This is a genomic window from Umezawaea sp. NPDC059074 (assembly GCF_042738955.1).
Taxonomy (GTDB): Bacteria; Actinomycetota; Actinomycetes; order Mycobacteriales; family Pseudonocardiaceae; genus Umezawaea.
This window is the reverse complement of the sequence record NZ_JBHYHC010000135.1, coordinates 1-24,750: the sequence shown is the minus strand read 5'-3', so window position 1 is coordinate 24,750 and position 24,750 is coordinate 1. Positions and strand designations below refer to the sequence as shown.

Here is a 24,750-nt window from a genome sequence, read left to right as displayed (position 1 = left end):
GCCTTGGCCCCGAGTCTGGCCGTTGTTCTGCTGTCTCAAGCCTTCCAGGCCTCCGGCGGACCGGCCGCGGTGCTTTGGGCGTTCGGCTACGCGCTTGTCGCCGTCCTCGTGGTGGGGGCGGCGGAACTCGGCTCCGCCAAGGGCTTCCGGCTGCGGCTGGTGGCACCGGTGCTGGCCATCGCACTGGGTGTGGCGGCCGTCTTCTTGGCGATCCCCGCGCCGGGGGGTTCCTTCAGCTTGAAGGACGGTCGCACACCCGTCACCGCGCCCGCGGTGGTGGCCAACCCGCTCGACGAGATCGGTGCTCGGCTGACACAACCGGACACCGTGGTGTTCCGGGTCCGCACCGACGCCGCCGTGGACCGCTGGACGGTTGCGCTGTTCGACCGCTTCGACGGGGTGAACTGGAGCACCGGAGGCGAGTACCGGACCCTCGGCAGCGCGCTGGCCCCGGATCCGACCGTGACCGCGGCGACGGTCGCGGGGAGTGCCACCATCACGATGGTCGCGCCGACCGGGCCGTGGCTGCCGACCGCGGGGAGGACCAGGTCGGTCACCGGCGCCGACGTCGTGGTCGACCCCACCACGGGGACACTGCTGGCCACCTCCTCGGGTGCGGACACGTACGGCCTGACCTGGGCCGCGGTTCCCGACGGCGACCGCTCGACCTGGACGTTGGGCGGCGGCTCCGCGACCGCCGCGCTCCCGGACGCGCCCGCCGCCGTGGCGGATCTGGCCAAGATCGCGCTCAACGGGGCTGCGCCGTCGTTCAGCGCCGCGGTGGCGTTGGAGAAGTGGTTCCACGACAACTACAAGCTCGCCAACGCGGAGAACACACCCACCGGCCGGGCTTACCCGCAACTTCTGCACTTCCTCGGCACGACCAAGCGGGGGACCACGGAGCAGTTCGCCGCCGCGTACGTGGTGTTGGCGAGGGCCTCCGGGATCCCCGCCCGGCTCGCCGTCGGCTACCGCCAGCCCGAGGCCGTGGACGCCGCCGGTGAGCACGTCGTGCACAACGCGGACGTGGTCGCCTGGCCGGAGGTTCCCGTCGCGGGGCGCGGTTGGATCGCGCTCGACCCCAGCGGCGCCGTGGCGAAGACCGGCCTGGGCGACCAGACGCAGGTCGCACCACCTCAGCCCGCGCCCTCCACACCTCCAGCACCGAAGCCCAGCGTGGCCGTGGGTGACCCGATCCCCGGCCCGCCGCCCGTTCCCGACCCTCCGGCCGCAGCCGGGTCCTGGTGGCCGCTGTGGCTCGCCGCCGTGCTGCTGGTCGGCGGGATCGCGGCCGTTCCGGTGGCGAAGATCGTGCGGCGCAGAGCCCGACGCGGTCGTCCTCCCATCGCGGCGGTGGTGGGGGCTTCACTGGAGGCACGGGACCTGCTGCGCGATCACGGCGTCGTGGTGCGACGGGGGATGACCGTCAGGGACCTCGCTCAGCAGGCGGTACCAGTGCTCGGCGACCGCTTGGACGCCGATCTCCACGTACTTCGGGGATGCGTGGACCTCGCCCTGTGGTCCGGGGACCCGGTCTCGCGGGACACCGCCGACCGCGCGTGGAGCGCGGTGGACGGTGCGCGCAAGCGTGTCGCGACTCGACCGCGGTCCCGGCGGATCCGCGCGGCGTTCACGCTGCGTGGGCTCCTGTCCCCTCGTCGCTAGCCCGCTGGGGTCGTGGTTCCTCCGAGCGCCTGGCAGCGGCCACCGCGCAGGTTGCGGGGTTCGCTCTCGACGGTGTGCTCGCCGTCGGTGCCCTGCACGAGGAAGCAGTACTTCAGCTTCGGGTCGATCTCGGCGGTGTAGGAGGTGTTCTGCTTCACCAGAACGGTTTTCGGGTCCGTCGAGCCCTCTGCGGCGATGATCACCGCGTAGGTGAGACCCGCCGAGCCGCGCCAGGAGAGCTGGGCGGTGGGGCCGTCGTCCACGGGCTGGTCGAAGGAGATGCTCATCTGATCGGCGGTAGCGGGCCTGCCCGCCGAAGTGGACGGTGGAGGAGTGGCGGTCCGCCCGGATGGCCACAGCGCCACCGCCGCACCAGCGCAGACGAGGAGCACCAGCGCGGACACCCCTGCCACGAGGGGCTTGCTGACCGGGCGGCGTGCCGCCTGCGCGGAACCTTCACCAGGGCGAAGGCGTGTTTCGTCGGTCGCGGGCTGGGCCGGAGCACCCGGACTCGCCCCCGCACCGGGCCGCATGCCGGTGGCGGGTGCGGAGTAGTCCGGACCGGCATCAGGACGTCGTGGAGCCTGAGGCGCCTCTGCGCCGTGCTGGGCCAGTCGTAGCGCCACTTCGGACGGTTGTGGCCGCAGTTCGGCGGACCTGCTCATCATCCGGTCGACCGTCTCGGTGAACTCCGGCGACGCATTGGCGACGGTCGTCGTCGGAGATGTCGATTCCTGGATCCGGTGTTGCCAGGCCACATCGGTCTCGCCGGGACGCTTGGCGAAGGCCGCCCGCCCCGTCAAGGCGAAGTGGAGGGACGCGCCGAGCCCGTACACGTCGGACGCCGCGGACGGTTCGTTCCGCCACGTCTCCGGAGCCGCATAGGCCCAGGTGGCGTTGTCCTGCCGCTGATCCGGCGCGTCCGTCCGGATGGCCAGCCCGAAGTCCGACAGCACGGGTTTCCCGTTGGGGGTGAACAGGATGTTGCGGGGCGACACGTCACGGTGCAGCAGGCCCGCGCCGTGCACGCCTTGAAGCGCCATCGCCATCCAGTACCCGATGTCGGCCACTTGCGCGGGCGGCAGCGGACCGCTCGCCGTCACGCGGTCGTGCAACGAGTCAACGCACAGCTGCATGACCAGGAACGGCTGCCCTGTTCCGGGCACCAGTCCGGAGTCGTACACCTGCACGACCGCCACGTCCTGGATCCTGCCCACCGCTTTGCACTCGGACTCGAACTGCTTGCGGGCGGCGCCGTTTCGCGCGGTCGCGTCGAACACCTTCACGGCGACCTCGCGCTCGAGCTGGAGCTGGACACCGCGGTAGACGGTGGCGAAGCCACCTCGGCCGATCCGTCTGAGGTCGCGCACCCCCGGAACGCTCGGGATGCTTTGCCGTTCTTCCACGCCTGAGAGCGTAGCCGTCAAATCCTTTGTGCGCAGGGATGTTCACGCCGTAACAAGGCCGCGGCGTTTCGCGATCCAGCAGTCGTACGCGCGAGGAGGCCCGGCTTTGGTCCAGCAAGTTCCCGCCCACGGTTTCGCCGTCGACGTCGAGGCGCTGGCCGCCCTGACGGCGCAGATGCGCGACCTCCGCGAGCGGCTCGACCGTCCACCGCGCACAGCGGAACTCGACGTGTCCCAATCGGGGTCGCACGTGGTGACGAACGCGTTGCGGGACTTCATCTCCCGCTGGGAGGACGGTCGTGCCCGCATCCGGGAGAACCTCGAGTCCAACGCCACCGCGCTGGACGCCGCCCTGCTCACCTACCGGACCATGGACTCCGACATCGCCGCGGGCATGACGCCGACGTCTGCCGACCCCGGCAGGCTTCGATGACCTTTTCCGCACTGGGGTGGAATCCGGCCCCCGGCGAACCCGATGTGGTCCGCCGCTCCGCGGCCGAGCTGACTGGCGTCTCCGAGATCGCCGAGGACGCGGGCGCACTGCTGCGCGCCATCTCCACGGGTGGCGCCCTGGCGACGTGGACCGGCACCGCCGCCGACAACTTCCGGCTCACCCTCGAACAGCTGTGCGCGGACCTGGGCCTGCTCCAGCGGAGTTACCACGACGCCGCCGGCGCGTTGACGGCCTACGCCTCCGGACTCGACTCGGCCCAGCAGGAAGCCCTGCGCGCCGAGTCCGACGCGGCGGCCGCGACGGCCGACCGCGACGACGCGGCACAGCGCGTCAACGCCGCCACGATCGAGGCCCGCGGGCAAGCCTCGATCGTGAACAACGCCATCGTCCGGGCCAACGGCGCGACTGCGCAACTCGCGTTGGCGACGGCCACCGGCAACGCCATCGCCGCCGACGAGCAAACACGCAAACTGCAACAGGAACAGCGGACCATCCGCCAGGCGAACTCCCTGCGCGACCAGGCGAACCTGCGAGCGCAGGACGCCCAACGCGGGCACGACGCCGCCGCGAAGAGGCTCGACGCCGCCAAACTGCTGGGCTCGCACGCCCAAGAACTGCGCGAAGACGCCGCCCGAGTGGCGGAGAAAGCCCTGCACGCGGCCAGCGACGAGGGCATCAAACCGCTTGACCCGATGACGAAGTTCTGGGACTCCACGAAGGAGTTCCTGGGGTCCAAGGAGTTCGACCAGTTCCTCACCGTTCTTTCGGACGTGGGGCAGCTGTTCGTCGACATGGCCCTTCCCCTGACCATCGTGTGCGCGGGTGTAGCGCTGCTGGGCGGCCCGCTCACCTTCGCCGCCGCTCTGGCGATCGGCAGCGCGGTGTCGCGAATCGGAGTCGGCCTGCAAGCCGTCGCGTTCGTGGGAAGGGCGGCGCAGACCGCGGTCAACCCCGAGCACTCGGACAAGCTGGTGAACGCCGGGGTCGCACTGGGGATCGGCGCGATGAGCCTTCGAGGTGGAGGGGTCCGAGGAAAGGTCCTCGAGCTGGGCGGGCAGGTCAAGCGCAGCCTCGCCTACGCGGACAACCGGACGCTGTCCGGTGCGGCTAGAAAGCTGCTGTGGACCGAGTTCACCGTTGCCAAGCGGAGTCCTGCCGAGATGGTGAGCATGGTGGCAAACGGCAGGGAGGTCGTCAACGGCATGAAGAACGCAGCGGGGAACGACCTGTACGCCGACCTGACCGACTACCGGCCACCGGGCCATGCCGTCGTCCAAGAGGACACCGAGCAACAGATCACCGAGTTCGTCGAGGACCAGGCGATCGAACGAATGGTGGGGGTTTTCCGATGACGAGCACCGAGGTTCCCGCGGGCGTGACTGTCCGGCTGCCCAATGGCTGGGTGGAGATCGATCCGCGAGCCGCCGACATCGCCGCGGAGTTGGTGCGCACCGCCAGGGACGTCTGGGGTGACCGCTTCGACGAGGCCTTGCTGCGCAACGCGGCGGTGCCGGTCGCGCTGGAGCTGCGCAGGATGGCGGCAGGCACCGACCTGCTGTTGGCCGGTGCCTGGGCGGAGGCGATCGGCGATGGCACCACCGGTACTCCGTTGGTGCTCACGGCCAGCGCTGTCCTGGCCGTGTCGCCGCCGATCGCCGGCCTCCCCGCCATCCGCGCCTCGCTCGAACGCGAGGGACTGGCCAGCCTGGAGGTCACGTCCGTGGACCTGCCCTCCGGCCCGGCCCTGCTGGCCTCCGCGGTCGTCCGGATCGATCGTCCGGAGTGGACCGAGTCTGTGCCCGCCCTGCTGCGCCGGTACTTCATCCCGCTTCCCGGCACCGAACGGGTGGCGGTCCTGTCGTTCACCACGCCGAACACCGACCTCGCCACCGAGTTCGGCGAGGTCTTCGCGGCGGTCGCGGAGAGCGTGCGGTTTCAGCGGGCCACGTCAGGTACCTGACCCGCGGTCTTCTCGCCGTCGCGCACGAAATACGCGCGGCCGGGTGGCCCGCTGAACGCGTCGTCGTTGCCGAACTGCGTTCCCAGCCACGTCCCGCGGTGGGGCGACAGGACGATGCCGGTGTCCACCCCGGACAGCGCCTTCACCATGCCCTGACCGAAACCGGTGAGCTTCTCCAAGTCGGCCGACGCGATCAGGCCCGGCCCGCCGACGGCGAACATCCGGGTCTGGTCGGCTGCGCTGATCCCGGTGGCTTCCGCGTCGTCCACCACGACCACGTCCACTCCCGCGTCCAGCGCCGCGCCCAGGTCTCCCGGTCGCACCACGTGGACACCGTGGCGTTCGGCGTGGGCGTGGGCCTCCGAACTCCTGGACGGCACGAGCACCACCCGTGAGCCTGCGGCCGCCAGTGCCGCGGCCATGGCGGACACGGCCGTGCTGCGCCCCGATCGTCGAGGTCCTGCCACCACGACGGTGCACTTGTCCGCCGTCATGTCGACCCAGTGGCCGCGCAGCAGGTCCCCGCCGACGCCCAGCAGGGTCCACGACGCGCCGTCCGGCCTGCCGGGCATCTCGAGCGCCTCGGTCAGCGGGAGGGAACGGGGCAGCGCGTCGACGCGGATCAGGTCCGGTCCTGTGGCCACCTCGCGCCAACGCGCCTTCGCCGCCTCCACCTCGTGTCGCACGGCGTTGCGCTGACCCGCGCCCGAGAGGTCTGCGGACGGCAGGGGCAGGTGCACCTCGCTGCCGTCCGACACCAGGTACGCGCGGCCCGGCGGCAGTACCGTCGTGTCGACCTTGCTGCCCAGCCCCAGCTGCGAGGCCTTGCTGTTGTCGGTGAGGCGCAGGCACAGCTGATGGGCGAACTGGCTGGTGAGCGTTCCTCGCACGGCGTTCTCCCGCACCGCGAGGCACACCGTGATCCCGGTGGCCTGGCCGGCCTGCATGATCCGCACGAGCCGCTCGTACCCGGCTTCGTGCGCTTGGCCGATCGCCTCGGCGCCGTCGATCAGCAGGACGACCTGCGCGGGCGCGGTGCCCGGAGTCGTCGTCCACTGCTCGGCGACCGACGCGCCGCGCTCGGAGATGAGCAGCCGCCGCGACCGGGTGAGGTCCTCCAGGTGCTCCAGCAGCCGGTCCACCCGCCGCCGGTCGTCGGCACTGGTCACGACGCCGCTGTGGGGCAGCTCGGCCAGGTCTTCGAGCGCGTGGTGGGAGTCGATCACGTGCAGGTGCGCTTCGCGAGGGGAGTTGGCCTTGGCGAGTCCGATGGCCACGGCCCGCAGCGCCGACGTCCGACCCGATTGGGCGCCACCGACGACGAGCAGGTGGCCCGTGCCGAGCGGCACGGTGAACTCGCCCTGCTCCTGCCGTTCGGGCCGGTCGCGCAGACCCAGCACGAGCTGGTGGCGGGCGGGCACCAGGTCGTCGAGCAGGACGACCGGCGGCAACGGGTCCCTCCACATCGGGTGCGGCGGACGCAGGCCGTCGGAGGCGGCCACCAGCGCGTCGACGACGTCGTCCAGGTCGGTGCGCACTTCCCGCCGCTGAGCGGCGTGCTGCTGCGCGGGCATCGCGAGGTCGTCGTGGCGCAGCGGAACCACGCGCGCGGTGGCGGTCCGCTTGCCGCCGACCGGAGCCGCGGCCCACGTGGTCTGCACCTGGCGCAGCTCGTCGCCCCGGCGGACGAACGCCCTGCCGTGCTGGAACTTGCCGATCGTCGACGCGACCGGGCTGTCGAGGACCACGTCGCTGTCGGTGCGGCTCACCTTCAGGCACACGCCCAGCGAGGCGTTCTTCTTGATCGTGTCGCTGATGCCGTTGGAACTCTGGCTCGCCAGCAACAGGTGCACCCCGAGCGATCGTCCGGTGAGGACGATCGAGACCAGCTGCTCCAGCGCGTCCGGCTGCCGGGCGTTCAACTCGGCGAACTCGTCGACCACCACGACCAGCCGGGCGATGGGCGGAAGGTCGTGGTGCGCCTCCCGACGTGCGGAGTAGTCGTCCAGGTACGCGGCGCCCGCCCGGTCGAACAGCCGCTGCCTGCGGTCGAGTTCGGCGCGCAACGACGTCAGCACCCTGGTGGGCGAGCCGCTGATGTTGGTCACCACACCGGTGCAGTGGGGCAGCTTGCGCAGGTCCTTGAAGGTCGCGCCGCCCTTGTAGTCGACGAAGAGGAAGTTGAGCCGCTCCGGGGTGTTCGCGAGGGCGAGGCCGAGCAGCAGGGACACCAGGAACTCGCTCTTGCCCGAACCGGGGATGCCGAGGACCACGCCGTGCGGACCGTGCTCGGCGAGGTCGATGGCGAAGGGGCCGGTGGCGTCCGCGCCGATCACGACCGACGTGCTGGCCGGCCGCACCCGCCACGCCGCCTCGATCGCTTCGCGCGAGGTGTCCGGCACCACGTCCGCGAGGCGGACCACGTCGGGGATGCCGCCGACGCCGTCGGCGCCCATCGTCCGCAGCGGAGCCAGCAGGCGCGCGAGTTCCTCGGCCCGTGCGGAGTCGAGGGTGTCCGGTCGCACGGTCCTGGTGCTGCCGTCGTCGGCCGTCAACCGCGAGTCCGGCCCGTCCAGGGTCAGCACCGTGGAGCACACGCTCGGCAGCCGCGCCTCGTTCTCGTCGGTGCAGACGAACCGCAGGCCCGCTGCCACGCCATCGCTGAGGAGCGTGTGCACGTCCGGCCGCTTGACCAGCGGTCCAGCATCCACCAGCACGACAAGCGTGTGGGGTGCGGTCGCCGCAGTGCTCCAGGAAGCCCTCGGGTCGGTGTCGTCCTGCCGCACGAGTTCGGTGAGGAACTCGACCAGTGGCTGGACGCCGTCGACGTGCCACGCGGCCAGCACGGAGGAGTCCGGCTGCCGCACGTGCGGCAGCCACCTCGTCCACATCAGCTCGTCGTGCCCCGGCGCCACCACGGCGATCTTCAGCTCGTCCGGTCCGTAGCAGGCGGCGGCTTGCAGCAGGACGTCGTTCAGCACGGTCGAGACCTGGCTCCGGTTGCCGACGACCCCGAGCGCGCCCGTGTCCGTCAGCTGCACGCCGACGGGTGCGTCCACCAAGCGCGGCGGAGACCACCCCGCGGGTTCCCACTGGTCGGGAGGGGTTCCCCTGATCTCGGTGGACGGTGTGGTCGTGCTGGAGCCCAAGCGGAGGCGCAGCCAGTCCTCCTCACCTCGCCGCCGGTGCCACAGCAAGGTGCTCCGGGACTCGACGGTGTGCTGGACGGTGACCGGGTCGAGCCACTTCGCGCGGAGGTGGTCGTCCTCGTCGTCGGCGGCGTCGTGCAGCTTCCGCTGCGCTGCGACGAGGCTCGCGGAGTACTCGCCTTCCCGGCGTTCCCGAGCCTTTCGCGCCATGCGCTTGGTGAACCACCACGACAGGATCCCGACGAGCACCGAGCAGGCCAGGAAGAGCAGCATCATGGCGCGGCCGATGGTGAACGCCATGACCGCCATGCCCGCCGAACCGACGAGACCGAGCAGCAGCGAGGGACGGTTCTCCTCGTGGTCGTGCGACCGGGTCGGGAGCGTGACCGTCGCCCTGCTCCAGCGTGATCGGGGCTGCGGTGCGCGGCTCACGAGCAAGCCGCCCCGACCGTCGCCGTGCAGCTCGGCTGTGCGTCGGAGGGTCTGGACCGCTTCGATGCGCGTGCCGCCCAGCTGGACGCGTTCACCTGGCGGCAGCGCGACGGGAACGCGTGCGGGCAGTTTCACGACGTCGGTGAACGACCCGTCCCGGCTGATCCTCGTGCCGTTGGCGGAATCCAGGTCGACGACCTGGATTCCGGCGGTGGTCAGACTGATCGCGAGGTGCTTGCGGGACACGTCGCCGTCCCGCAGGGCGAGGTCCACTTCGGACCCCCGGCCGACCAGGACCTCCTGTCCCGGAACGAGTTCGACGACCCGACCAGCGTCCGGGCCTGAGACGATCTTCAGCAGCGTGTCCGGCCGCGCCGGCCGCGGCCGGCGGTGCGCGGACGTGCAGTCCAACACCACTCCGTCCCGAAGCGGCGATCCCTCGACCTCCTGGTCGCGGTCGAGCGGCACGCCGTCCACGGAAGGCGTGCCGGTGACGGCGAGCCCGCCCACGAGCAGGTCGAGCACCTCGCCGACGGTCTGGTCCGCCGCGCACTCGATCCCGATGTCCCACGGGACGGGGACGTCGGGATGGTCGATCGACAGTCGCAGCAGCAAGGAGTCCTCCTGACGGGTACGCCACCCGGCCTATCGCGGACGGACTTCGGCGCGCTACGGGCTCGTGCCCCTCGCCCGGTGCGAGTCGTCCGGATTCACCCTTTCGCGCGGCGCTGGATCGTCCGAGGGCCGAATGATGTTAAGTAAACTTGACACGGTGTCAGGCCTGCTTTACCTTCGCTGTCATGGCCTTCGAAGAGAAACGCGCCTGGATGATGGGGTTGGTGACGGTGGTCGCCTACGCCGTCTACGTGGTCGTCGTCCTGGGGCGGTCGGCGGGGATCGCGCTGGTCGACGTCGCTTACGTCGCGCCGTTGTTGTGGACCATCGGGTGCGCCATCGGCACGACCATCGTGCTGCACGTCGTGCTGGCCACGTTCTCGCCGGAGGACGCCGACGTGATGGACCAGCGGGATCGGGAGATCTCGCGGTTCGGGGAGCACGCGGGGCGGTCGTTGGTCGTCGTGGGGGGTATGGCGGCGTTCGTGATGGCGCTCGTGGAGACGCCGTACTTCTGGATCGCGAACGTGCTCTACCTGGCCTTCGCGCTGTCCGCGGTGGCCGAGTGCGTGGCGAAGGTGGCGGCCTACCGCAAGGGGTTCTGGCCGTGGTGAAGGCGACTCGGGTCACGAACTCGATCAGGTCGCTGCGGTTCGCGCACGAGGAGATGACGCAGGCCGACCTGGCCTCGCGCATCGGGGTGAGTCGGCAGACCGTCATCGCCATCGAGCAGGGGCGGTACTCGCCGTCGTTGGAAATGGCCTTTCAGATCGCCGAGGTGTTCGGCGTTCCGCTCGACGACGTCTTCCAGTACGCGAAAGAGGAGAAGTGATGAAAGCGGTCGTGCACGACGAGTACGGGTCGGCTGACGTGCTCGGGTTCGAGGACGTGGAGAGACCGGAGGCGGGCGCCGGTGAGGTGCGGGTGCGGGTGCGGGCCGCGGGGGTCGACCCCAGCGTCTGGCACCTCACGCGGGGGCTGCCGTACCCGGTACGGGCGGTGTCGGGGCTGCGGCGGCCGAAGACGCGGGTGCCGGGGCTGGACCTGGCGGGCGTGGTGGAGGCGGTCGGGGCTGGCGTGACGCGGCTGAAGGTCGGGGACGAGGTGTACGGCACGTGCTCCGGGGCGTTCGCCGAGTACGCCGTGGGCAAGGAGGAGCGGTTCGTCGCGAAGCCGTCGACCCTCACCTTCGAGCAGGCGGCGGTGGTGCCGGTGTCGGCGTGCACGGCGCTCCAGGCGTTGCGCGGCGCCGGGAAGGTCGCCGCGGGGCAACGGGTCCTGGTCATCGGCGCGGGCGGCGGCATCGGGACCTACGCGGTGCAGCTGGCGAAGGTGTTCGGCGCGTCCGTCACGGGCGTGTGCGGCACCGGCAAGGTGGAACTGGTCCGCTCGCTCGGCGCGGACGACGTCGTGGACTACACGCGCGAGGAGTTCGGCGGCGGCTACGACCTGATCCTCGACACGGCGGGCAACCGGCCGCTCCACCGCCTGCGCCAAGCCCTCACGCCCAAGGGCACGCTGGTGCTCGTCGGCGGTGAAGGCGGCGGTAAGGCGTTCCAGGGGATCGACCGCCAGCTGCGGGCGTTGCTGCTGTCGCCGTTCATCGGCCAACGGCTGCGCTCGCTGTTCGCCACGCAGCCCACCGCCGACCTGGTGCTGCTCGCCGACCTCGTCGAGGCGGGGAAGCTCAGGCCGGTGATCGACCGCACGTTCCCGCTCAGCGCCGCCGCGGACGCCGTGCGCTACCTCGAACTCGGCCACACCGCGGGGAAGTCCGTCCTCACCGTCCCTTGAGGACAGTGGCCTTCCGCGACAGCGCCTCGACCCGCGCGGTCAGCGTCGCCGTGCTCGTGCGACCCACGGCGATGGCCTCCAGGAGGCCCGCGTACTCCGTGGTGAGCTTCCGGTACTTCCCGTCGAACGCCGCCGTTCCCCTCCGGTACCGCCCGTCCAGGTCGATGATCTGCTGGGCCAGCACGGTCGCGCTCGCGTTCAGGGCGCTGCGGTCGTCGGTGGCGGCGTCCATGCGGTCCCGGCGGACCGCCGTCATCCGGCCCGCGCGGCGGGCGCCGAGGTAGAGCCCGGCCGCGCCGACGACGACGGCGAGCAGGGCCGCGGCGGCGACCAGGTACCGGGGGAGCGACGGGCTGATCGTGCGGGCCCCGTCGGGCACGGCTCCGGTCCGGACCAGGCGGTCGTAGCTGACGGCGATGACCTTGAGCGCGTCGAGCGGGCGGTCGAGGAACTCGTCGATGCCGCTGCCGATCATCGTCTCGGCCACGAACGCCTTGCCGAAGTTCTCGTCGTCGACGCCGGGCAGCAGCGCGCACGCGTACTTGTCGTAGTCGTCGCCGTCGCGCTTGAGCATCAGCGCGAGGGTGCCGTCCGCGGCGCCGTGGACGCTCGCGCACGCGTCGCGCAGGTCGGCGTCCGGCTTCAGGAACGCGACGACCAGCCTGCGGTTGCCGACGATCCGCTCGGCGGCGGCCAGGTCCAGGTCGACGCCCGGCGCGGCGTACACCGACGCCGACCGGACCTGGCGGGCGATCGGCCCGTCGAGCACCCCGCCGGACCACAGCGCCCAGCCCGCGAGCACCAGGCACGCCAGCACGGCCGCGCCGAACGCGCTGCCGAGGAACTTCCTCACGCGACCCGCCCCCGGAGGTAGACGTCGGACAGGTAGTCGTTGCGCCCCAACGCTCGCGCGACCTCGTCGAGATCGCGCGACGCCCCGTCGAGCAGGCCGCGGACGTGCTGGTCGGGCAGGTTCTCGGCGAGCGCCTCGCTCGCCGCGGTCAGCTTGGCGATGCCGCGCACCACCGACGGGTCGTGCGACAGCCCGGACACCTCGATCGCCAACGCCGTCAGCCCGGCCAGCCGCGCGGGCGTGCCGGTGGTGGTGAAGGCCTTGCGGCGCAACGAGGTCGCGGACAGCGCGAGGAACACCGCGGCGCACGCGGCGAACAGCCACGGCAGCGCGGGCAGCGCCACCCGCAGCGGGTCGAGCGGCACGTAGGGCAGCGGCCGGTCGAACAGGCCCGCGTACCGCACGTCGGTCACCCGGTTCAGGTAGGCGTGCAGCACGTTGCCCTGCGGGTAGGCGTACCGGGAGATCCGGTCGGCGGCTTGGCCGTAGAAGCTCGCCGCCGCGACGCTCGCGAAGTCCGCCTCCCGCGGCCCGTGGTACTCGATCCACTCGCCGTACAGCACGACGATCGGCTTGTCCGGGAACAGCTTCACCAGCGCGGGCCCGAAGTTCGGCACCGGTTCGCCGTACGGCTGCCGCGGCAGCGCCACGTACAGCGCCCCGTCCGGGAACGCCGTCTTCGCCGAGTCCGGCACCTTCGCCAGCGTCGCCCCGGCGGCGACGTGCAGCCCGGACGCCCGCAGGTCGGCCGCGACGGGCTCGACCTCCGCGGCGGTCGGCTCCCGCCACCGGAACCCGTCCACGTCCGGAGGCGTCGGCCGCTTCGCGATCCCGGCCGCGAGCGTCACCAGCAGGTTCGTCACGTCACCGGTCGCGAACTGGGCCCGCCAGTCCGGCAGCGTGTCGGCCGTCGCCTGGTACGCCCCGCCGGTCACCTCGGTGCCGATCACCCGGATCCCGGCCTCCTCCACGTCCCGCACGCGGCCGCGCTCGGCCTCGTCCAGGCCGGGCGGGGCGACGAGGATGTGCGCGTCCCCGATCACCGCGTTCACCCGAGCCTCGTCCCAGTACGCGGTCGAGCCGGGCAGCCGCACCACCGGCGACGCCTTGACCAGTGCCGACATCTCCTCCACCGACGGCACGGTCGCGTCGCTCAGCTCACCGGCCGAGCCCTCCTCGACCGTGCCGGACGACGACGGCGACTGCCCGTAGCTCACGTCCACGCTCTGCCGCTGCGCCACCAGGAACACCACCAGCACCAGCACGGCCACGCCGAGCGAGCCCCACCGCAGCCACCCGGTCCTAGCCACGGGCCGCCTCCCGCCAGAGCCGGTCGGCGCGCCGGGCGTAGTTGGCCGCGATGTCCGCCGCGCTCTCCCCGCCCCGGTCGGCCGCGATCGACTCGGCCCTCGCGAGCAGCTCCTCGGCCTCCTCGACGCGCTTCGCCGAGGCGTCCCGGCTCACCGCCGCGCTCTCGATCGCCGCCCGCGCGGCCGACCACGCGGTGCGTCGGCGCAGGTCACGGGCTCGCCACCAGGGCACGTACGCGGTGGCGAAGCCCGCGGCGGAGAGCACGACGGCGCCGATCGCCCAGATCAGCCACGACATCCGTACGCCACTCCACATCGACTGCATCGGCGGGTGATGCGATTCTGCACGACCGCTTGGACGCCCGCCGATCGCCGCCGGTTTCACCCCAGCCGGAGCACCTCGCCCGCCTCGGGCAGCGCGGCGATCTCCGCCGCCACCCGGCCCGCGGCCTCACGGAACGAGGGTTCGTCCAGCACCCGTCGCACCGCGGCCGCCACCTCGTCGGCGGGCACGCACAGGCCCGCGCCGAGCGCCTCCACCCGTGCCCCGTTGTCCGGGTGGTCGGCGAACTGCGGCACCACGACCATCGGCACGCCTGCCGTGAGCGAGCCCAGGACGGACCCCATGCCGCCGTGGGTGACGTACGCGGCCACGCCGTGCAGTGCTTCGCGTTGGGGGATCCACTTCTCCACCCGCACGTTCGACGGCACCCACGTCCACTCGGCCGGGTCGCCGCCGTCGCCGATCGTGACCAGCAGCCGGATCGGCAGCGCGGCCAACTCCTCGACCACGACCCGGAACGCCTTGGCGGCGAACGGGATCGACGAGGACACGGTGCCGAACGAGACGTGGACCAGGTCGGGCTCGACCGGGGGCAGCGGGGGTTCGGCGGGCGCGCGGAAGCGGTGCACCTCGATGCCCTCGCCGGGCTCCTCGAACGACAGCGGCAGCTGCCCGGCGGTCGGCAGGTCGTGCAACCGGTCCACGGACACGCCGTGCTCCTCGGCCAGCGGGCCGAGGTACTGCCGGATCGCGGGGAACGTCCGGTCGTAGAACTTCCGCAACCCGATCATCACCTGGATCTGGGGCACGCCGTTGGCCTCGGCGGCGATGAACGACCCCAGTTCGCCGAACTCGCGGATCAGCAGGTCGGGACGCCAGGTGGTGAAGGCGTCGAGCATGCCCGGCAGGATCGCGCGCGGGGCCAGCGAGCTGAACACCTGCGCGGCGCGCTGGTTCTGCTCCTCGACGGGCAGTTCGGCGGCGCCCGCGTAGACGGCGGCCAACTCCTCCGGGGGCACGTCGTCGCACGGCAGGTAGGGGTAGCCGGCGCGCTCGACGGCCGCGGCGAACGACCGGGGAGCGGCCACCGCCAGCTCGTGGCCTTGAGCGCGCAACGCCGCCCCGAAGGGCAGCAGGGGTCCGAAATGCCCAGCTCCGGACGTTGTGGCCAGCAGGATTCGCATGTCGGGAAGGCTAGTAGTCTCGCCGCGTGAGTGAGCACTTGATCCTCGACACAGCCGGTCCCGTCGCCACCCTGACGATCGACCGGCCCGCCAAGCGCAACGCCATGAGCTACGCGATGTGGTCCGCCCTGCCCGGTCTGCTCGACCTCGTGCGGCACGACGACGAGGTCCGCGTGCTGGTCCTCCAAGGCGGGGCGCACTTCTCGGCGGGCGCGGACATCGGCGAGTTCACGACGTTGCGCGCGGGGGCGGACGGGGCCGCGAAGTACGGCGAGGCCGTGCACGCCGGGGAACGGGCGATCGCGACGCTCGGCAAGCCGACGATCGCCGCCATCAGCGGGTTCTGCGTCGGCGGCGGGTGCGAGATGGCGCTGGCGTGCGACATCCGGATCGCCGAGTCCGGCGCGCGGTTCGGCATCACGCCCGCGAAGCTGGGGATCGTCTACAACTTCACGTCCACCAAGCGGCTCGTGGACGTGGTCGGGCCCGCGTGGGCCAAGCAGATCCTGTTCAGCGGCGAGATCATCCCCGCCGACACGGCGCTGCGGATCGGGCTGGTCAACGAGGTCCACGAGCCCGAGGCCGTGCACGCGCGGGTGAAGGAGCTGGCCGAGACGATCGCGTCGCGGGCGCAGGTGAGCCTGCGCGGGGCGAAGACGATCGTCAACCTGATCACCGACGGGCAGCACGAGGAGGACAGCGCTGTGCACGCCCTCTACGACGAGGCCGTGCACAGCGCCGAGTACGCCGAAGGAGTCGCGGCGTTCCTGGAGAAGCGGGCGCCGAACTTCTAGACGTTCGCGACCTCGGCGGCGACGGTCGTGCTGTCGCCGTGTCCGGTGTGGACGACGGTGTCCGGTGGCAGGGAGAGCAACCGGGCCTTGATCGACGCGACGATGGTGTCGAAGTCCGAATAGGACCGACCGGTCGCGCCGGGCCCGCCCTGGAACAGGGTGTCGCCGGTGAAGACGACCCCCAGCGACGGCACGTGGAAGCACACCGCGCCGGGCGCGTGGCCCGGCGTGTGCAGCACGTGGACGTCGCCACCGCCGACCGTGATGACCTGCCCGTCCTCCAACGAGCCGTCCGGCGCGCGGTCCGGGTGGGTCAGGTCCCAGACGACCCGGTCGGCCGGGTGCAGCAGCACCGGCGCGCCGGTCGCCTCGGACAGCGCCGGGGCGACCCGCACGTGGTCGTCGTGCGCGTGCGTGGCCAGGATCGCGACGACCCTACGGCCGTCCACGACCTTGAGGATCGCGTCCACGTCGTGCGGGGCGTCGATCACCACGCACTCCGCGTCGTCGCCCAGCACCCACACGTTGTTGTCGACGTCGAAGGTCTGGCCGTCGAGCGAGAACGTGCCGGAGGTGACGGCGTGGTCGACCCGCATCAGAAGACCACCACCGAGCGCAGGACCTCGCCCTTGTGCATCTTCTCGAACGCGGCCTCGACGCCGCCGAGCTCGATCTCCTCGCTGACGAACGCGTCGAGGTCGAACCGGCCCTGCTGGTACAGGTCGACGAGCATCGGGAAGTCGCGGCTGGGCAGGCAGTCGCCGTACCAGCTGGACTTGAGCGAGCCGCCGCGGCCGAAGAACTCGATCAGCGGCATCTCGATCGTCATGTCCGGCGTGGGAACGCCGACGAGGACCACGGTGCCCGCCAGGTCGCGGGCGTAGAACGCCTGCTTCCACGTCTCCGGGCGGCCGACCGCGTCGATCACGACGTCCGCGCCGAAGCCGTCGGTCAGCTCCTTGATCGCCTCGACCGCGTCCACCTCGCGGGCGTTGACGAAGTGCGTGGCGCCGAAGCCCTTGGCCCACTCCAGCTTGCGGGGGTCGGTGTCCACGGCGATGATCTTCGCCGCGCCCGCGAGGCGAGCGCCCGCGACCGCGCCGTCACCGACGCCACCGCAGCCGATGATCGCCACCGAGTCGCCGCGGCCGACGTTGCCGGTGTTCATGGCCGCGCCGACACCCGCCATGACGCCGCAGCCCAGCAGGCCCACGGCCGCCGGGCGGGCGGACGGGTCGACCTTGGTGCACTGGCCGGAGTGCACGAGCGTCTTCTCCACGAACGCACCGATGCCGAGCGCGGGGGACAGCTTCGTGCCGTCCGTCAGCGTCATCGGCTGGGCCGCGTTGTGGGTGTTGAAGCAGTACCACGGCTTGCCGCGCTTGCACGCCCGGCACGACCCGCACACCGCGCGCCAGTTCAGCACGACGAAGTCGCCCGGCTCGATGTCCGTGACGCCCTCACCGACCTGCTCCACGATGCCCGCTGCCTCGTGACCCAGCAGGAACGGGAAGTCGTCGTTGATGCCGCCCTCGCGGTAGTGCAGGTCGGTGTGGCAGACGCCGCAGGCCTGCACGCGCACCACCGCCTCGCCGGGGCCGGGGTCGGGGACCACGATCGTGGTCAACTCGACCGGCTGCCCCTTGCCCCGAGCGATCACGCCGCTGACTTCCTGCGCCACGTCGTCCTCCGTTTCCGCTGTACCTCGTCGTACCGGTGAAGTCGATCAGTCAACCAGGCGTTCGCCGTCGAAGACACCCAGGTCCTCGCGGTAGAACTCGATGCCGACGCCGTTCGGGTCGCGGAAGTAGAGGCTGTCGTCGACCCCGCGGTCCGGACCCAGGTATTCCACACCCTCCGCGTCCAACGTGGCCTTCGCCGCGTCGAACTGCTCCGCGGACACCGACAGCGCGAGGTGCTGCACCGCGCCGATGGTCTCGCTGAAGTCGGGGTGGTCGTGGCCGGGGAAGTCGAAGAACCCCAGCAGGTTGCGGTGGCCGATGTCGAAGAAGAAGTGGCTGGAGCCCGCGTAGTCGCGGTTCTCCACCAGTTCCACCAGGGGGAACCCGAGGAACTCCTGGTAGAACTTGATCGTCGTCTCCACGTCGCGGCAGATCAGCGCGATGTGGTGCACGCCCCGCGTGGGCGAGGGGCCGCGGTCGGCGAGCGGCTTGAGGTACTGGGTCCGCAGGTCGTCGCGGCGCGCGCGAACGGCTTCGAGTTCGGCGCCTTCTGGCTGTGGCATGGAGTGCTCCTCCGGTCGCTGGTCGTGCGGGCCACCGGCCATGGTAGTTGCGTGTTCAAGTTCTTGCCTGGCCGTCGAGCGTTGCGCAGCACGCACAGCGTTCCGTCACACGCAACAAACTGCGCTCCGTCGGCCCCGCTGTCAAGACCTCCAACCGGGTGCTCCCGGACAGCGCGAAGCCCCGGTCCGCACGCGCGGACCGGGGCTTCGGCGTTCGACTACTTCGCGTCCATGTCCCGCTTGTCGCCGGGCCACTCGCCGGTCAACTTGTCGAAACCGGTCGCGCCGCCGCGGTCGATGGCGGCCTTGACCAGTCCGAAGATCGCGCCCTGCACGGTCGCGGCCAGCAGCACCTCGGACCACGTGCGGTCCTGCTGCGTCGGGCTCGGGGCTTCCTTCTCGCCGGTCACGAGCTTCCACACCTGGCCGAACGCGGCGCCGGCCAGCACACCGCCGAGCACGCTCACCAGCAGCCCGAGCGGCTTGTAGAGGAGCTTGGTCATCACGCCCTCCCGCGGACGAGCTTCCACAGCACGAACACGGCCGCCGCGACGATCGCCGCCGTGGCCGCCGGGTGCTTGCGGGCCAGTTCGACCCGCTGCGCCACCGGCTCCGGCAGCGAGTCGACGACCTCGGCCGCCTTCGCCTTCACCTGCGGCGGGATCGCGTCGGCCACGTGCGCCGCTGCCTCGGACGCCTTCGCCCGCGCCTCGTCGGCCTTCACCTTGACCTGCGGCGGGATCGCGTCCACGGCCTGCGCGGCCGCGGCCTTCACCTGCTGGGCGGTCTCGGCGGCCTTCTCGCCCACCGCCGCGGCGGTCTCCTGGCTCTTGACCTTCACCTGCTGCGCCGTTTCCGCGGCCTTCTCGCCGACGGCCGCGGCGGTTTCGCCTGCCTTGGCGGCGGTTTCCTGGCCCTTGGCCTTGATCTGCTGCGCCGCGTCGGCCGCTTGCTCGCCGACGGCGGCGGCCTTGTCGGTCGCCTTGGCGGCGGTCTCCCGGCCCTTCGCCTTCACGCGGGCGGGCACGTCGGCCTTGTGCGCCAACGCTTCCACGGTGTCACCGAGTTCCCTGCGGGTGTTCTCGATGTCGGCGCGCAACGCGTCCGGGTCGGTGGGGACGTCCTTCTGGCCGCTCATCGGTGTGCCCTCTCGCTGACCACGGCGACGTCCTGCTTGACGCCCTCGATCGCCTCTTCCGGAATGGGTGGAGTGCCCTTGGCGAGCTGCTTCTTGCCCACCAGCGCCACGATCGCGGCGATCACGAACACGCCCGCCGCGACGACGAAGGCGGCCAGCCACGGCGCCATCACCGTCGCCAGGAGCAGCACGAGTCCCGCGATGAGCGCCATGACGCCGAACCACGCGAGCACGCCCGCACCACCGAAGAGACCGGCTCCCACACCGACCTTCTTGCCCTTGCTCTGCACTTCCGCGACGGCGAGCTTGATCTCTTCCCGCGCCAGCCTGCTGACCTGTTCCGACAGTTGCCCGACGAGCTGGGCCGTCGACGCTTCACGCACTGTGCTGTCCATGACCGCCTCCTCTCTCTGGAGACGGGTTACCCGCGACAGCCGAGGTCAACCCCCTCGGGCGTGAGCGGGGTCCCTTGTGGACAGCACGAAGAGGCGGGCCGGGGTTTATCCCCGTCCCGCCTCGGCACGTCACGAGGGACGACCGGAGCGCGAAGCAGCCCCGGTCGGCCTTCCGGCGCGCTTACTCGGCCGCGGCCTGCTGGGCCTCGGCCTCCTTGCGCACCTCGTCCATGTCGACCTTGCGGGCCTGGTCGATCAGGTCCTCGAGCGCGGACTCGGGCAGTGCGCCCGGCTGCGCGTAGAGCACGACGCCGTCCCGCACGATCATCAGCGTCGGGATGGACCTGACCTGGAACGTCGCGGCCAGCTCCTGCTGCGCCTCCGTGTCGACCTTGCCGAACACGATGTCACCGTGCTTCTCGGAAGACTTGTCGAACACCGGCGCGAACTGGCGGCACGGACCGCACCACGAGGCCCAGAAGTCGACCAGGACCATGTCCGAACCACCGACGACCTCGTCGAAGTTCTTCGTGGTCAGCTCCACCGTGGCCATGCGTCCTCCTAGCTCGACAGCAGTCCTTCTGCCGTGTTCAACGAACGAACGAGCCGTGAGATTCCCCGGTTCACTTCAACTGGCTGTGGACTTCTTCAACAAGGAGTTGTAGCTTTTCGCCACCACACCTGGAGGCGCCGTGCAGATCCGTTGGCTAGCCGTGTCCGCGCTCGTGCTGTCCACCCTGGTGGCCTGCGGCAACGAGGACGCGGCCCCACCCGCGGGGTCCGGTGGACCCCAGCCGTCCACCGAGTCGATCGTGGCGGCGGTGAAGAAGGACGACGCGCTCGCGGCCGGTCTGCCCGCCGCCATCGCGTCGGCCGGGACGCTGAAGATCGGGTCGAACATCCAGAACCCGCCGAACAACTTCTACGCGCCGGACGGCAAGACCGAGATGGGCTCCGAGGTCGACCTCGCCAAGGCCATCGCGGCGAAGCTGGGGCTGAAGGTCGAGTACAGCGACATGGCGTTCAGCTCGCTGATCACCAGCCTCCAGTCCAGCCGGATCGACCTGACCATGGCGGCGATGAACGACACCGCCGAGCGGCAGCAGACGATCGACTTCGTCGACTACTTCACGTCCGGCATCACGATCATGGTCCAGAAGGGCAACCCCAGCGGGGTCAAGGGGCCCGACGACCTGTGCGGCAAGGGCGTGGCGGTCAACCTCGGCACCAGCCAGGAGGCCTACGCCAAGGAGCAGAGCACGAAGTGCGTCGCGGCTGGCAAGGACGAGGTGACCGTGACCTCGACCGACAGCGACACGCAGAACCAGAACCAGCTGCGGACCGGCCGCGTCGCCGCGATCCTCAACGACCTGCCGACCGCCGTGTACGTGGCGCAGACCGCGGGCAAGGGCGAGTACTTCGAGGTCGTGAAGGCCGACCCGATCAACGGCGGCCCGTACGGCATCGGCGTGAACAAGGCCAACCCGGAGCTGACGAAGTCGGTCCAGGCGGCGTTGCAGGCGCTGGTGGACGACGGCACCTACGGCAAGATCCTGGCGCAGTGGGACGTCGCCCAGGGCGCGATCACGAAGGTGACCGTCAATGGCAAGTGAGTCGTCGTCGGTCGAGGACGACCTCCAGGTCGTCCCGATCCGGCACTGGGGGCGGTGGGTCGTCGGGGCGCTGATCCTGGCCCTGCTCGCGGTGCTCGTGGTGGCGCTGGCCGACGCGCAGATCCTCTACGAGGACGTGCCCGGCTTCTTCACCCACGAGATCATGCTCAACGGCCTGGTGAACACCGTCGTGCTGGCGGTGTGCGCGCAGGCCGGGGCGATCGTGCTGGGCGTGCTGCTGGCGCTGCTGCGGCGCTCGCCCAACCCCGTGGCCCGGTGGTTCGCGTGGGGGTACATCTGGCTGTTCCGCGGGCTGCCGGTGCTGTTGCAGATCCTGCTGTGGTTCAACCTGGCCCTGGTGTTCAAGTTCATCTCCATCCCGGTGCCGTTCACCGACGCGTTCGTGCTGCACGAGCCGACGAACGTGCTGATCACGGCGTTCGTGGCCGCGCTGCTCGGGCTGGGGCTGAACGAGAGCGCGTACATGGCGGAGATCGTCCGCGCCGGGCTCAACAGCGTGGACCCCGGTCAGATCGAGGCCGCCAAGGCGATCGGGATGACGCCGGGGAAGACGTTCCGGCGGGTCGTGCTGCCGCAGGCGATGCGGGTGATCATCCCGCCGACCGGGAACAACTTCATCAACATGCTGAAGGGCACGTCGATGGCCTCGGTGATCGGGTTCCTGGAGCTGATCCACGCGGCCAACCGGATCTCGTCGGGGAACCTGGAGATCATGGAGACGCTGATCGCGGCGGCCCTCTGGTACCTGATCGTGGTCAGCGTGGCCAACGTCGGGCAGTACTACCTGGAGCGCGCTTACGGGAAGGGTGTCCGATGACTCTCGTACGGGCGCACGGGGTGCGGAAGTCGTACGGGTCCACCGAGGTGCTGCGCGGGGTGGACCTGGAGGTGGAGGAGGGGCAGGTCGTGTGCCTGCTCGGGCCTTCCGGGGCGGGGAAGAGCACGTTCCTGCGGTGCGTGAACCACCTGGAGACGATCGACGCGGGGCGGATCTGGGTCGCCGGGCACCCCGTGGGGTTCGTGCTGAAGGGCGGGAAGCTGCACGAGCTGCCGGAACGGGAGGTGGCGGCTCAGCGGCGGGACATCGGGATGGTGTTCCAGCGGTTCAACCTGTTCCCGCACCGGACGGCGCTGGAGAACGTGACCGAGGGGCCGATCCAGGTGTTGGGGCGGCCGCGCGCCGAGGCTCGGCAGGAGGCCTTGGAGTTGTTGACGCGGGTCGGGTTGGGGGATCGGGGTGCTGCTTATCCGCGGGAGCTGTCGGGTGGGCAGCAGCAGCGGGTCGCCATCGCGCGGGCGTTGGCGATGAAGCCGAAGGTGCTGCTGTTCGACGAGCCCACGTCGGCGCTGGACCCCGAACTGGTGGGGGAGGTGCTGGACGTGATGGTGGCACTGGCCCGTGATGGGATGACGATGATCGTGGTGACGCACGAGGTCGGGTTCGCTCGGGAAGTGGCCGACCACGTGGCCTTCATGGTGGACGGGGCGATCGTCGAGTCCGGGTCCGCCGGGGAGGTGCTGGACAATCCGCAACATCCGCGCACGCGGCAGTTCCTCGCAAAGGTGCTCTAGGTGACAAATCGGCTCCCCGCTTCCTACCTGGTCCAGTTCCACGAGCCGGAGGGGTACCTGGATTTCGGGCGGTTCGGGCCGCCTTCCTTTGGCGTGGTCGACACGTCGACTCGGTTGTTGGAGGCGTCGGCCGCGGCTGGGCCGTCCACTGTGGATGATCTGATGCGGCAGGAGTTGCGGGCGAAGGCGGCCGCGGCTCGGTTGTGTCGGAGCGATACGGATCATGTGGCGTTGTTGCCGAACACGTCCACCGGGTTGTTCCAGGTGGCGATGGGGGTGGTGGGGGAGGTTGTCGTTTCCGCCGCTGAGTTCCCGTCTAACACGTATCCGTGGATGCGGGCTGGGCGGGCTTCTGTGCGGTGGATGAAGCCTTCGCGGGGGTGGGTGACGCCTGCTGCTGTGCGGGAGGCGTTGACTGCGGAGACCACTGCTGTGTCTGTTAGCGCGGTGGATTTTCGTACTGGGTATCGGGCGGATTTGGGTGGTTTGCGGGAGGTTGTGGGGGATCGGCTGCTCGTCGTTGACGGGATTCAGGGGTTCGGGGTTGTCGATGAACCCTGGGAAGTGGCCGATGTGCTGGTGGTCGGGGGGCAGAAGTGGTTGCGGGCCGGGTGGTCCACCGGGTTCATGGTGTTGTCGGATCGGGCGTTGGAGCGGTTGCAGCCGGTGATGTCCGGGTGGACCGGGGCCTTGGATGCCGGGTTGTTCGATGACGAGGTGCATCCGGTGGCTGACGGGGCTGCTGGGTGGTCTCTCACCAACCTGAGTCCTGTGGCGGCTGGGGCGTTGGCGCAGGCGTTGGAACTGGTCGAGGTTGGTGGGGTTTCGGCTATCGGGGGGCGGATCGCCGAGCGGTTGGACGAGGTGGCCGCTGTGGTGGTGGAGGCTGGAGGGGAGGTGGTTTCGGCGCAGGAGCGTCGGGCTGGGATTTTGGCGTTCTCGTTGGCGGATCATCCGGCTTCTGTGGTGGGGGCGGCGTTGGTGGATGCCGGGGTGACTGCGACTGTGCGGCCGGAGCATGTGCGGATTACGCCGCACGCGTCTACTACGGACGCGAGTATTGGGCGGTTTGCGGCTGCGTTGCGGGGGTTGCGGCGGGCTGGGGTGCCTGGGGCGTCTGGGGCGTCTGGGCGGCGGGAGATCGAGCAGGTGTCGGGTGGGGCGGATGTGTTGGCGGCGTTGGTGCCTACCGTGAACAGTCTGGCTGCGGCGTTGGGGCCTGGGACTGAAGTTGTGCTGCACGACCTGGGGGCGTTGCCGAACTCGATCGTGGCCATCGCTGGGGATTTGACCGGGCGTGATGTTGGTGGGCCTATGACGGATCTGTTGTTGGGGTTGGTGCGGCGGGGGACCACGCAGGATTTGACCAACTATGAGACGTATGCGCCTGATGGGCGGGTTATTCGGTCGTCGACCGTGTTCCTGCGGGATGCGGGTGGGGTGGCTGTGGGGTGTTTGTGTGTGAACTCCGATCAGGCTGTGGTGGGGCGGGCTGAGAGGGTGGTTGAGGCGTTTCCTGGGGATGTGGATACGTTGCAGCGGTTGTTGGTGGAGCGGGCTGTGGCGGATGTCGATGTGCCTGTGGCGTTGATGAAGAAGGTGCACAAGTCGGCTGTGGTGCGGGTGTTGGATGATGCCGGGTATTTTTTGATCAAGGATTCTGTTGATCATTTGGCTGGGGCGTTGGATGTTACTCGGTATACGATTTATAATTACTTGAATGAGATTCGGGGGGTTGCTAAGGCTTGAGGGGAACCGTGCGAGGGTTTCTCCCCACCCCGCTCGCGCAATTATTTCAACACCCGTTTTGTCTTGTCAAGGCGGGAAAGATGCCTTGACAAGACAAAACGGGTGCGAAGGCGCTTCG

25 protein-coding genes are annotated in these 24,750 nt (G+C 70.4%); 12 read left to right on the top strand and 13 right to left on the bottom strand.

Annotated elements, in window-relative coordinates; all coding sequences use genetic code 11:
* Positions 1–1,665: DUF3488 and transglutaminase-like domain-containing protein (locus ACFWW9_RS38105; protein WP_390387325.1), on the top strand; the 1,665-nt coding region annotated here is incomplete at its 5' end.
* Here the strand turns inward: ACFWW9_RS38105 and ACFWW9_RS38100 are convergent.
* A complete protein-coding gene (locus ACFWW9_RS38100; RefSeq protein ID WP_390387323.1) occupies positions 1,662–3,071 on the bottom strand; it encodes a protein kinase in 1,410 nt (469 codons plus the stop codon). The two genes, ACFWW9_RS38105 and ACFWW9_RS38100, sit on opposite strands and share 4 nt — an antisense overlap.
* A 106-nt stretch (positions 3,072–3,177) precedes the next feature.
* Between ACFWW9_RS38100 and ACFWW9_RS38095 the strand changes: the two genes are divergently transcribed.
* From ACFWW9_RS38095 to ACFWW9_RS38085, 3 genes are read left to right on the top strand one after another with little or no spacing between them, the layout of a single operon-like run.
* Positions 3,178–3,504, top strand: a complete 327-nt coding sequence (locus ACFWW9_RS38095; protein ID WP_390387322.1) for a hypothetical protein — start codon at positions 3,178–3,180, stop codon at positions 3,502–3,504.
* Entirely contained in the window at positions 3,501–4,877 is a 1,377-nt protein-coding gene (locus ACFWW9_RS38090; RefSeq protein WP_390387321.1) for a hypothetical protein, read from the top strand. Before ACFWW9_RS38095 ends, ACFWW9_RS38090 begins: the two co-directional genes overlap by 4 nt.
* Positions 4,874–5,485 (top strand): hypothetical protein, encoded by a 612-nt coding sequence (locus ACFWW9_RS38085; RefSeq protein ID WP_390387320.1) that lies wholly within the window; start codon positions 4,874–4,876, stop codon positions 5,483–5,485. Before ACFWW9_RS38090 ends, ACFWW9_RS38085 begins: the two co-directional genes overlap by 4 nt.
* On the opposite strand, the gene ACFWW9_RS38080 is transcribed toward ACFWW9_RS38085, so the two are convergent.
* A complete protein-coding gene (locus ACFWW9_RS38080; RefSeq protein ID WP_390387319.1) occupies positions 5,461–9,681 on the bottom strand; it encodes an FtsK/SpoIIIE domain-containing protein in 4,221 nt (1,406 codons plus the stop codon). The two genes, ACFWW9_RS38085 and ACFWW9_RS38080, sit on opposite strands and share 25 nt — an antisense overlap.
* A 185-nt stretch (positions 9,682–9,866) precedes the next feature.
* Here ACFWW9_RS38080 and ACFWW9_RS38075 point away from each other — a divergent pair, with 185 nt between their 5' ends.
* From ACFWW9_RS38075 to ACFWW9_RS38065, 3 genes are read left to right on the top strand one after another with little or no spacing between them, the layout of a single operon-like run.
* A complete protein-coding gene (locus ACFWW9_RS38075; protein WP_390387318.1) occupies positions 9,867–10,295 on the top strand; it encodes a hypothetical protein in 429 nt (142 codons plus the stop codon).
* Positions 10,289–10,513: a helix-turn-helix transcriptional regulator gene (locus ACFWW9_RS38070; RefSeq protein WP_390387317.1), complete on the top strand. Its 225-nt coding sequence runs from the start codon at positions 10,289–10,291 to the stop codon at positions 10,511–10,513. The genes ACFWW9_RS38075 and ACFWW9_RS38070 overlap by 7 nt, the downstream gene beginning before the upstream one ends.
* Entirely contained in the window at positions 10,513–11,475 is a 963-nt protein-coding gene (locus ACFWW9_RS38065; RefSeq protein WP_390387316.1) for an NAD(P)-dependent alcohol dehydrogenase, read from the top strand. Before ACFWW9_RS38070 ends, ACFWW9_RS38065 begins: the two co-directional genes overlap by 1 nt.
* Here the strand turns inward: ACFWW9_RS38065 and ACFWW9_RS38060 are convergent.
* The 4 genes from ACFWW9_RS38060 to ACFWW9_RS38045 form a co-directional block, all read right to left on the bottom strand.
* On the bottom strand, positions 11,462–12,328 hold the full coding sequence (locus ACFWW9_RS38060) for a hypothetical protein (RefSeq protein WP_390387314.1): 867 nt from the start codon (positions 12,326–12,328) through the stop codon (positions 11,462–11,464). The genes ACFWW9_RS38065 and ACFWW9_RS38060 overlap by 14 nt on opposite strands.
* Positions 12,325–13,638, bottom strand: coding sequence for a hypothetical protein (locus tag ACFWW9_RS38055; protein ID WP_390387312.1), 1,314 nt, complete (start codon positions 13,636–13,638; stop codon positions 12,325–12,327). Before ACFWW9_RS38055 ends, ACFWW9_RS38060 begins: the two co-directional genes overlap by 4 nt.
* Positions 13,631–13,936: a DUF6403 family protein gene (locus ACFWW9_RS38050; RefSeq protein WP_390387310.1), complete on the bottom strand. Its 306-nt coding sequence runs from the start codon at positions 13,934–13,936 to the stop codon at positions 13,631–13,633. The genes ACFWW9_RS38055 and ACFWW9_RS38050 overlap by 8 nt, the downstream gene beginning before the upstream one ends.
* 83 nt (positions 13,937–14,019) lie before the next feature.
* Positions 14,020–15,105 carry a glycosyltransferase gene (locus ACFWW9_RS38045; protein WP_390387309.1) on the bottom strand — a complete coding sequence of 362 codons (1,086 nt, stop codon included), beginning with the start codon at positions 15,103–15,105 and terminating at the stop codon, positions 14,020–14,022.
* 26 nt (positions 15,106–15,131) lie between these two features.
* On the opposite strand from ACFWW9_RS38045, the gene ACFWW9_RS38040 reads away from it, so the two are divergent.
* Positions 15,132–15,899 (top strand): enoyl-CoA hydratase/isomerase family protein, encoded by a 768-nt coding sequence (locus ACFWW9_RS38040; protein ID WP_390387307.1) that lies wholly within the window; start codon positions 15,132–15,134, stop codon positions 15,897–15,899.
* Here ACFWW9_RS38040 and ACFWW9_RS38035 read toward each other — a convergent pair.
* The 7 genes from ACFWW9_RS38035 to trxA form a co-directional block, all read right to left on the bottom strand.
* On the bottom strand, positions 15,896–16,495 hold the full coding sequence (locus ACFWW9_RS38035) for an MBL fold metallo-hydrolase (protein WP_390387306.1): 600 nt from the start codon (positions 16,493–16,495) through the stop codon (positions 15,896–15,898). The genes ACFWW9_RS38040 and ACFWW9_RS38035 overlap by 4 nt on opposite strands.
* Positions 16,495–17,580 carry an S-(hydroxymethyl)mycothiol dehydrogenase gene (locus tag ACFWW9_RS38030; protein WP_390387305.1) on the bottom strand — a complete coding sequence of 362 codons (1,086 nt, stop codon included), beginning with the start codon at positions 17,578–17,580 and terminating at the stop codon, positions 16,495–16,497. Before ACFWW9_RS38030 ends, ACFWW9_RS38035 begins: the two co-directional genes overlap by 1 nt.
* A 45-nt stretch (positions 17,581–17,625) precedes the next feature.
* A complete protein-coding gene (locus tag ACFWW9_RS38025; protein WP_390387304.1) occupies positions 17,626–18,144 on the bottom strand; it encodes a VOC family protein in 519 nt (172 codons plus the stop codon).
* Positions 18,145–18,362: 218 nt separating this feature from the next.
* Positions 18,363–18,647 (bottom strand): DUF4235 domain-containing protein, encoded by a 285-nt coding sequence (locus ACFWW9_RS38020; RefSeq protein WP_390387303.1) that lies wholly within the window; start codon positions 18,645–18,647, stop codon positions 18,363–18,365.
* Positions 18,647–19,282, bottom strand: coding sequence for a DUF3618 domain-containing protein (locus ACFWW9_RS38015; protein ID WP_390387302.1), 636 nt, complete (start codon positions 19,280–19,282; stop codon positions 18,647–18,649). The genes ACFWW9_RS38020 and ACFWW9_RS38015 overlap by 1 nt, the downstream gene beginning before the upstream one ends.
* Complete coding sequence (locus tag ACFWW9_RS38010; RefSeq protein WP_390387301.1) at positions 19,279–19,677, bottom strand: phage holin family protein; 399 nt, start codon at positions 19,675–19,677, stop codon at positions 19,279–19,281. Before ACFWW9_RS38010 ends, ACFWW9_RS38015 begins: the two co-directional genes overlap by 4 nt.
* A 181-nt stretch (positions 19,678–19,858) precedes the next feature.
* A complete protein-coding gene (gene trxA / locus ACFWW9_RS38005; protein ID WP_390387299.1) occupies positions 19,859–20,230 on the bottom strand; it encodes a thioredoxin in 372 nt (123 codons plus the stop codon).
* Between the two features lie 139 nt (positions 20,231–20,369).
* Here trxA and ACFWW9_RS38000 point away from each other — a divergent pair, with 139 nt between their 5' ends.
* The 4 genes from ACFWW9_RS38000 to ACFWW9_RS37985 are packed head-to-tail and all read left to right on the top strand — an operon-like array spanning position 20,370 to position 24,632.
* Positions 20,370–21,290, top strand: a complete 921-nt coding sequence (locus ACFWW9_RS38000) for an ABC transporter substrate-binding protein (RefSeq protein ID WP_390387298.1) — start codon at positions 20,370–20,372, stop codon at positions 21,288–21,290.
* Positions 21,280–22,128 carry an amino acid ABC transporter permease gene (locus tag ACFWW9_RS37995; RefSeq protein ID WP_390387297.1) on the top strand — a complete coding sequence of 283 codons (849 nt, stop codon included), beginning with the start codon at positions 21,280–21,282 and terminating at the stop codon, positions 22,126–22,128. The genes ACFWW9_RS38000 and ACFWW9_RS37995 overlap by 11 nt, the downstream gene beginning before the upstream one ends.
* Positions 22,125–22,883: an amino acid ABC transporter ATP-binding protein gene (locus tag ACFWW9_RS37990; protein ID WP_390387296.1), complete on the top strand. Its 759-nt coding sequence runs from the start codon at positions 22,125–22,127 to the stop codon at positions 22,881–22,883. The genes ACFWW9_RS37995 and ACFWW9_RS37990 overlap by 4 nt, the downstream gene beginning before the upstream one ends.
* A complete protein-coding gene (locus ACFWW9_RS37985; protein ID WP_390387295.1) occupies positions 22,884–24,632 on the top strand; it encodes an aminotransferase class V-fold PLP-dependent enzyme in 1,749 nt (582 codons plus the stop codon).
* Positions 24,633–24,750: the final 118 nt, after the last annotated feature.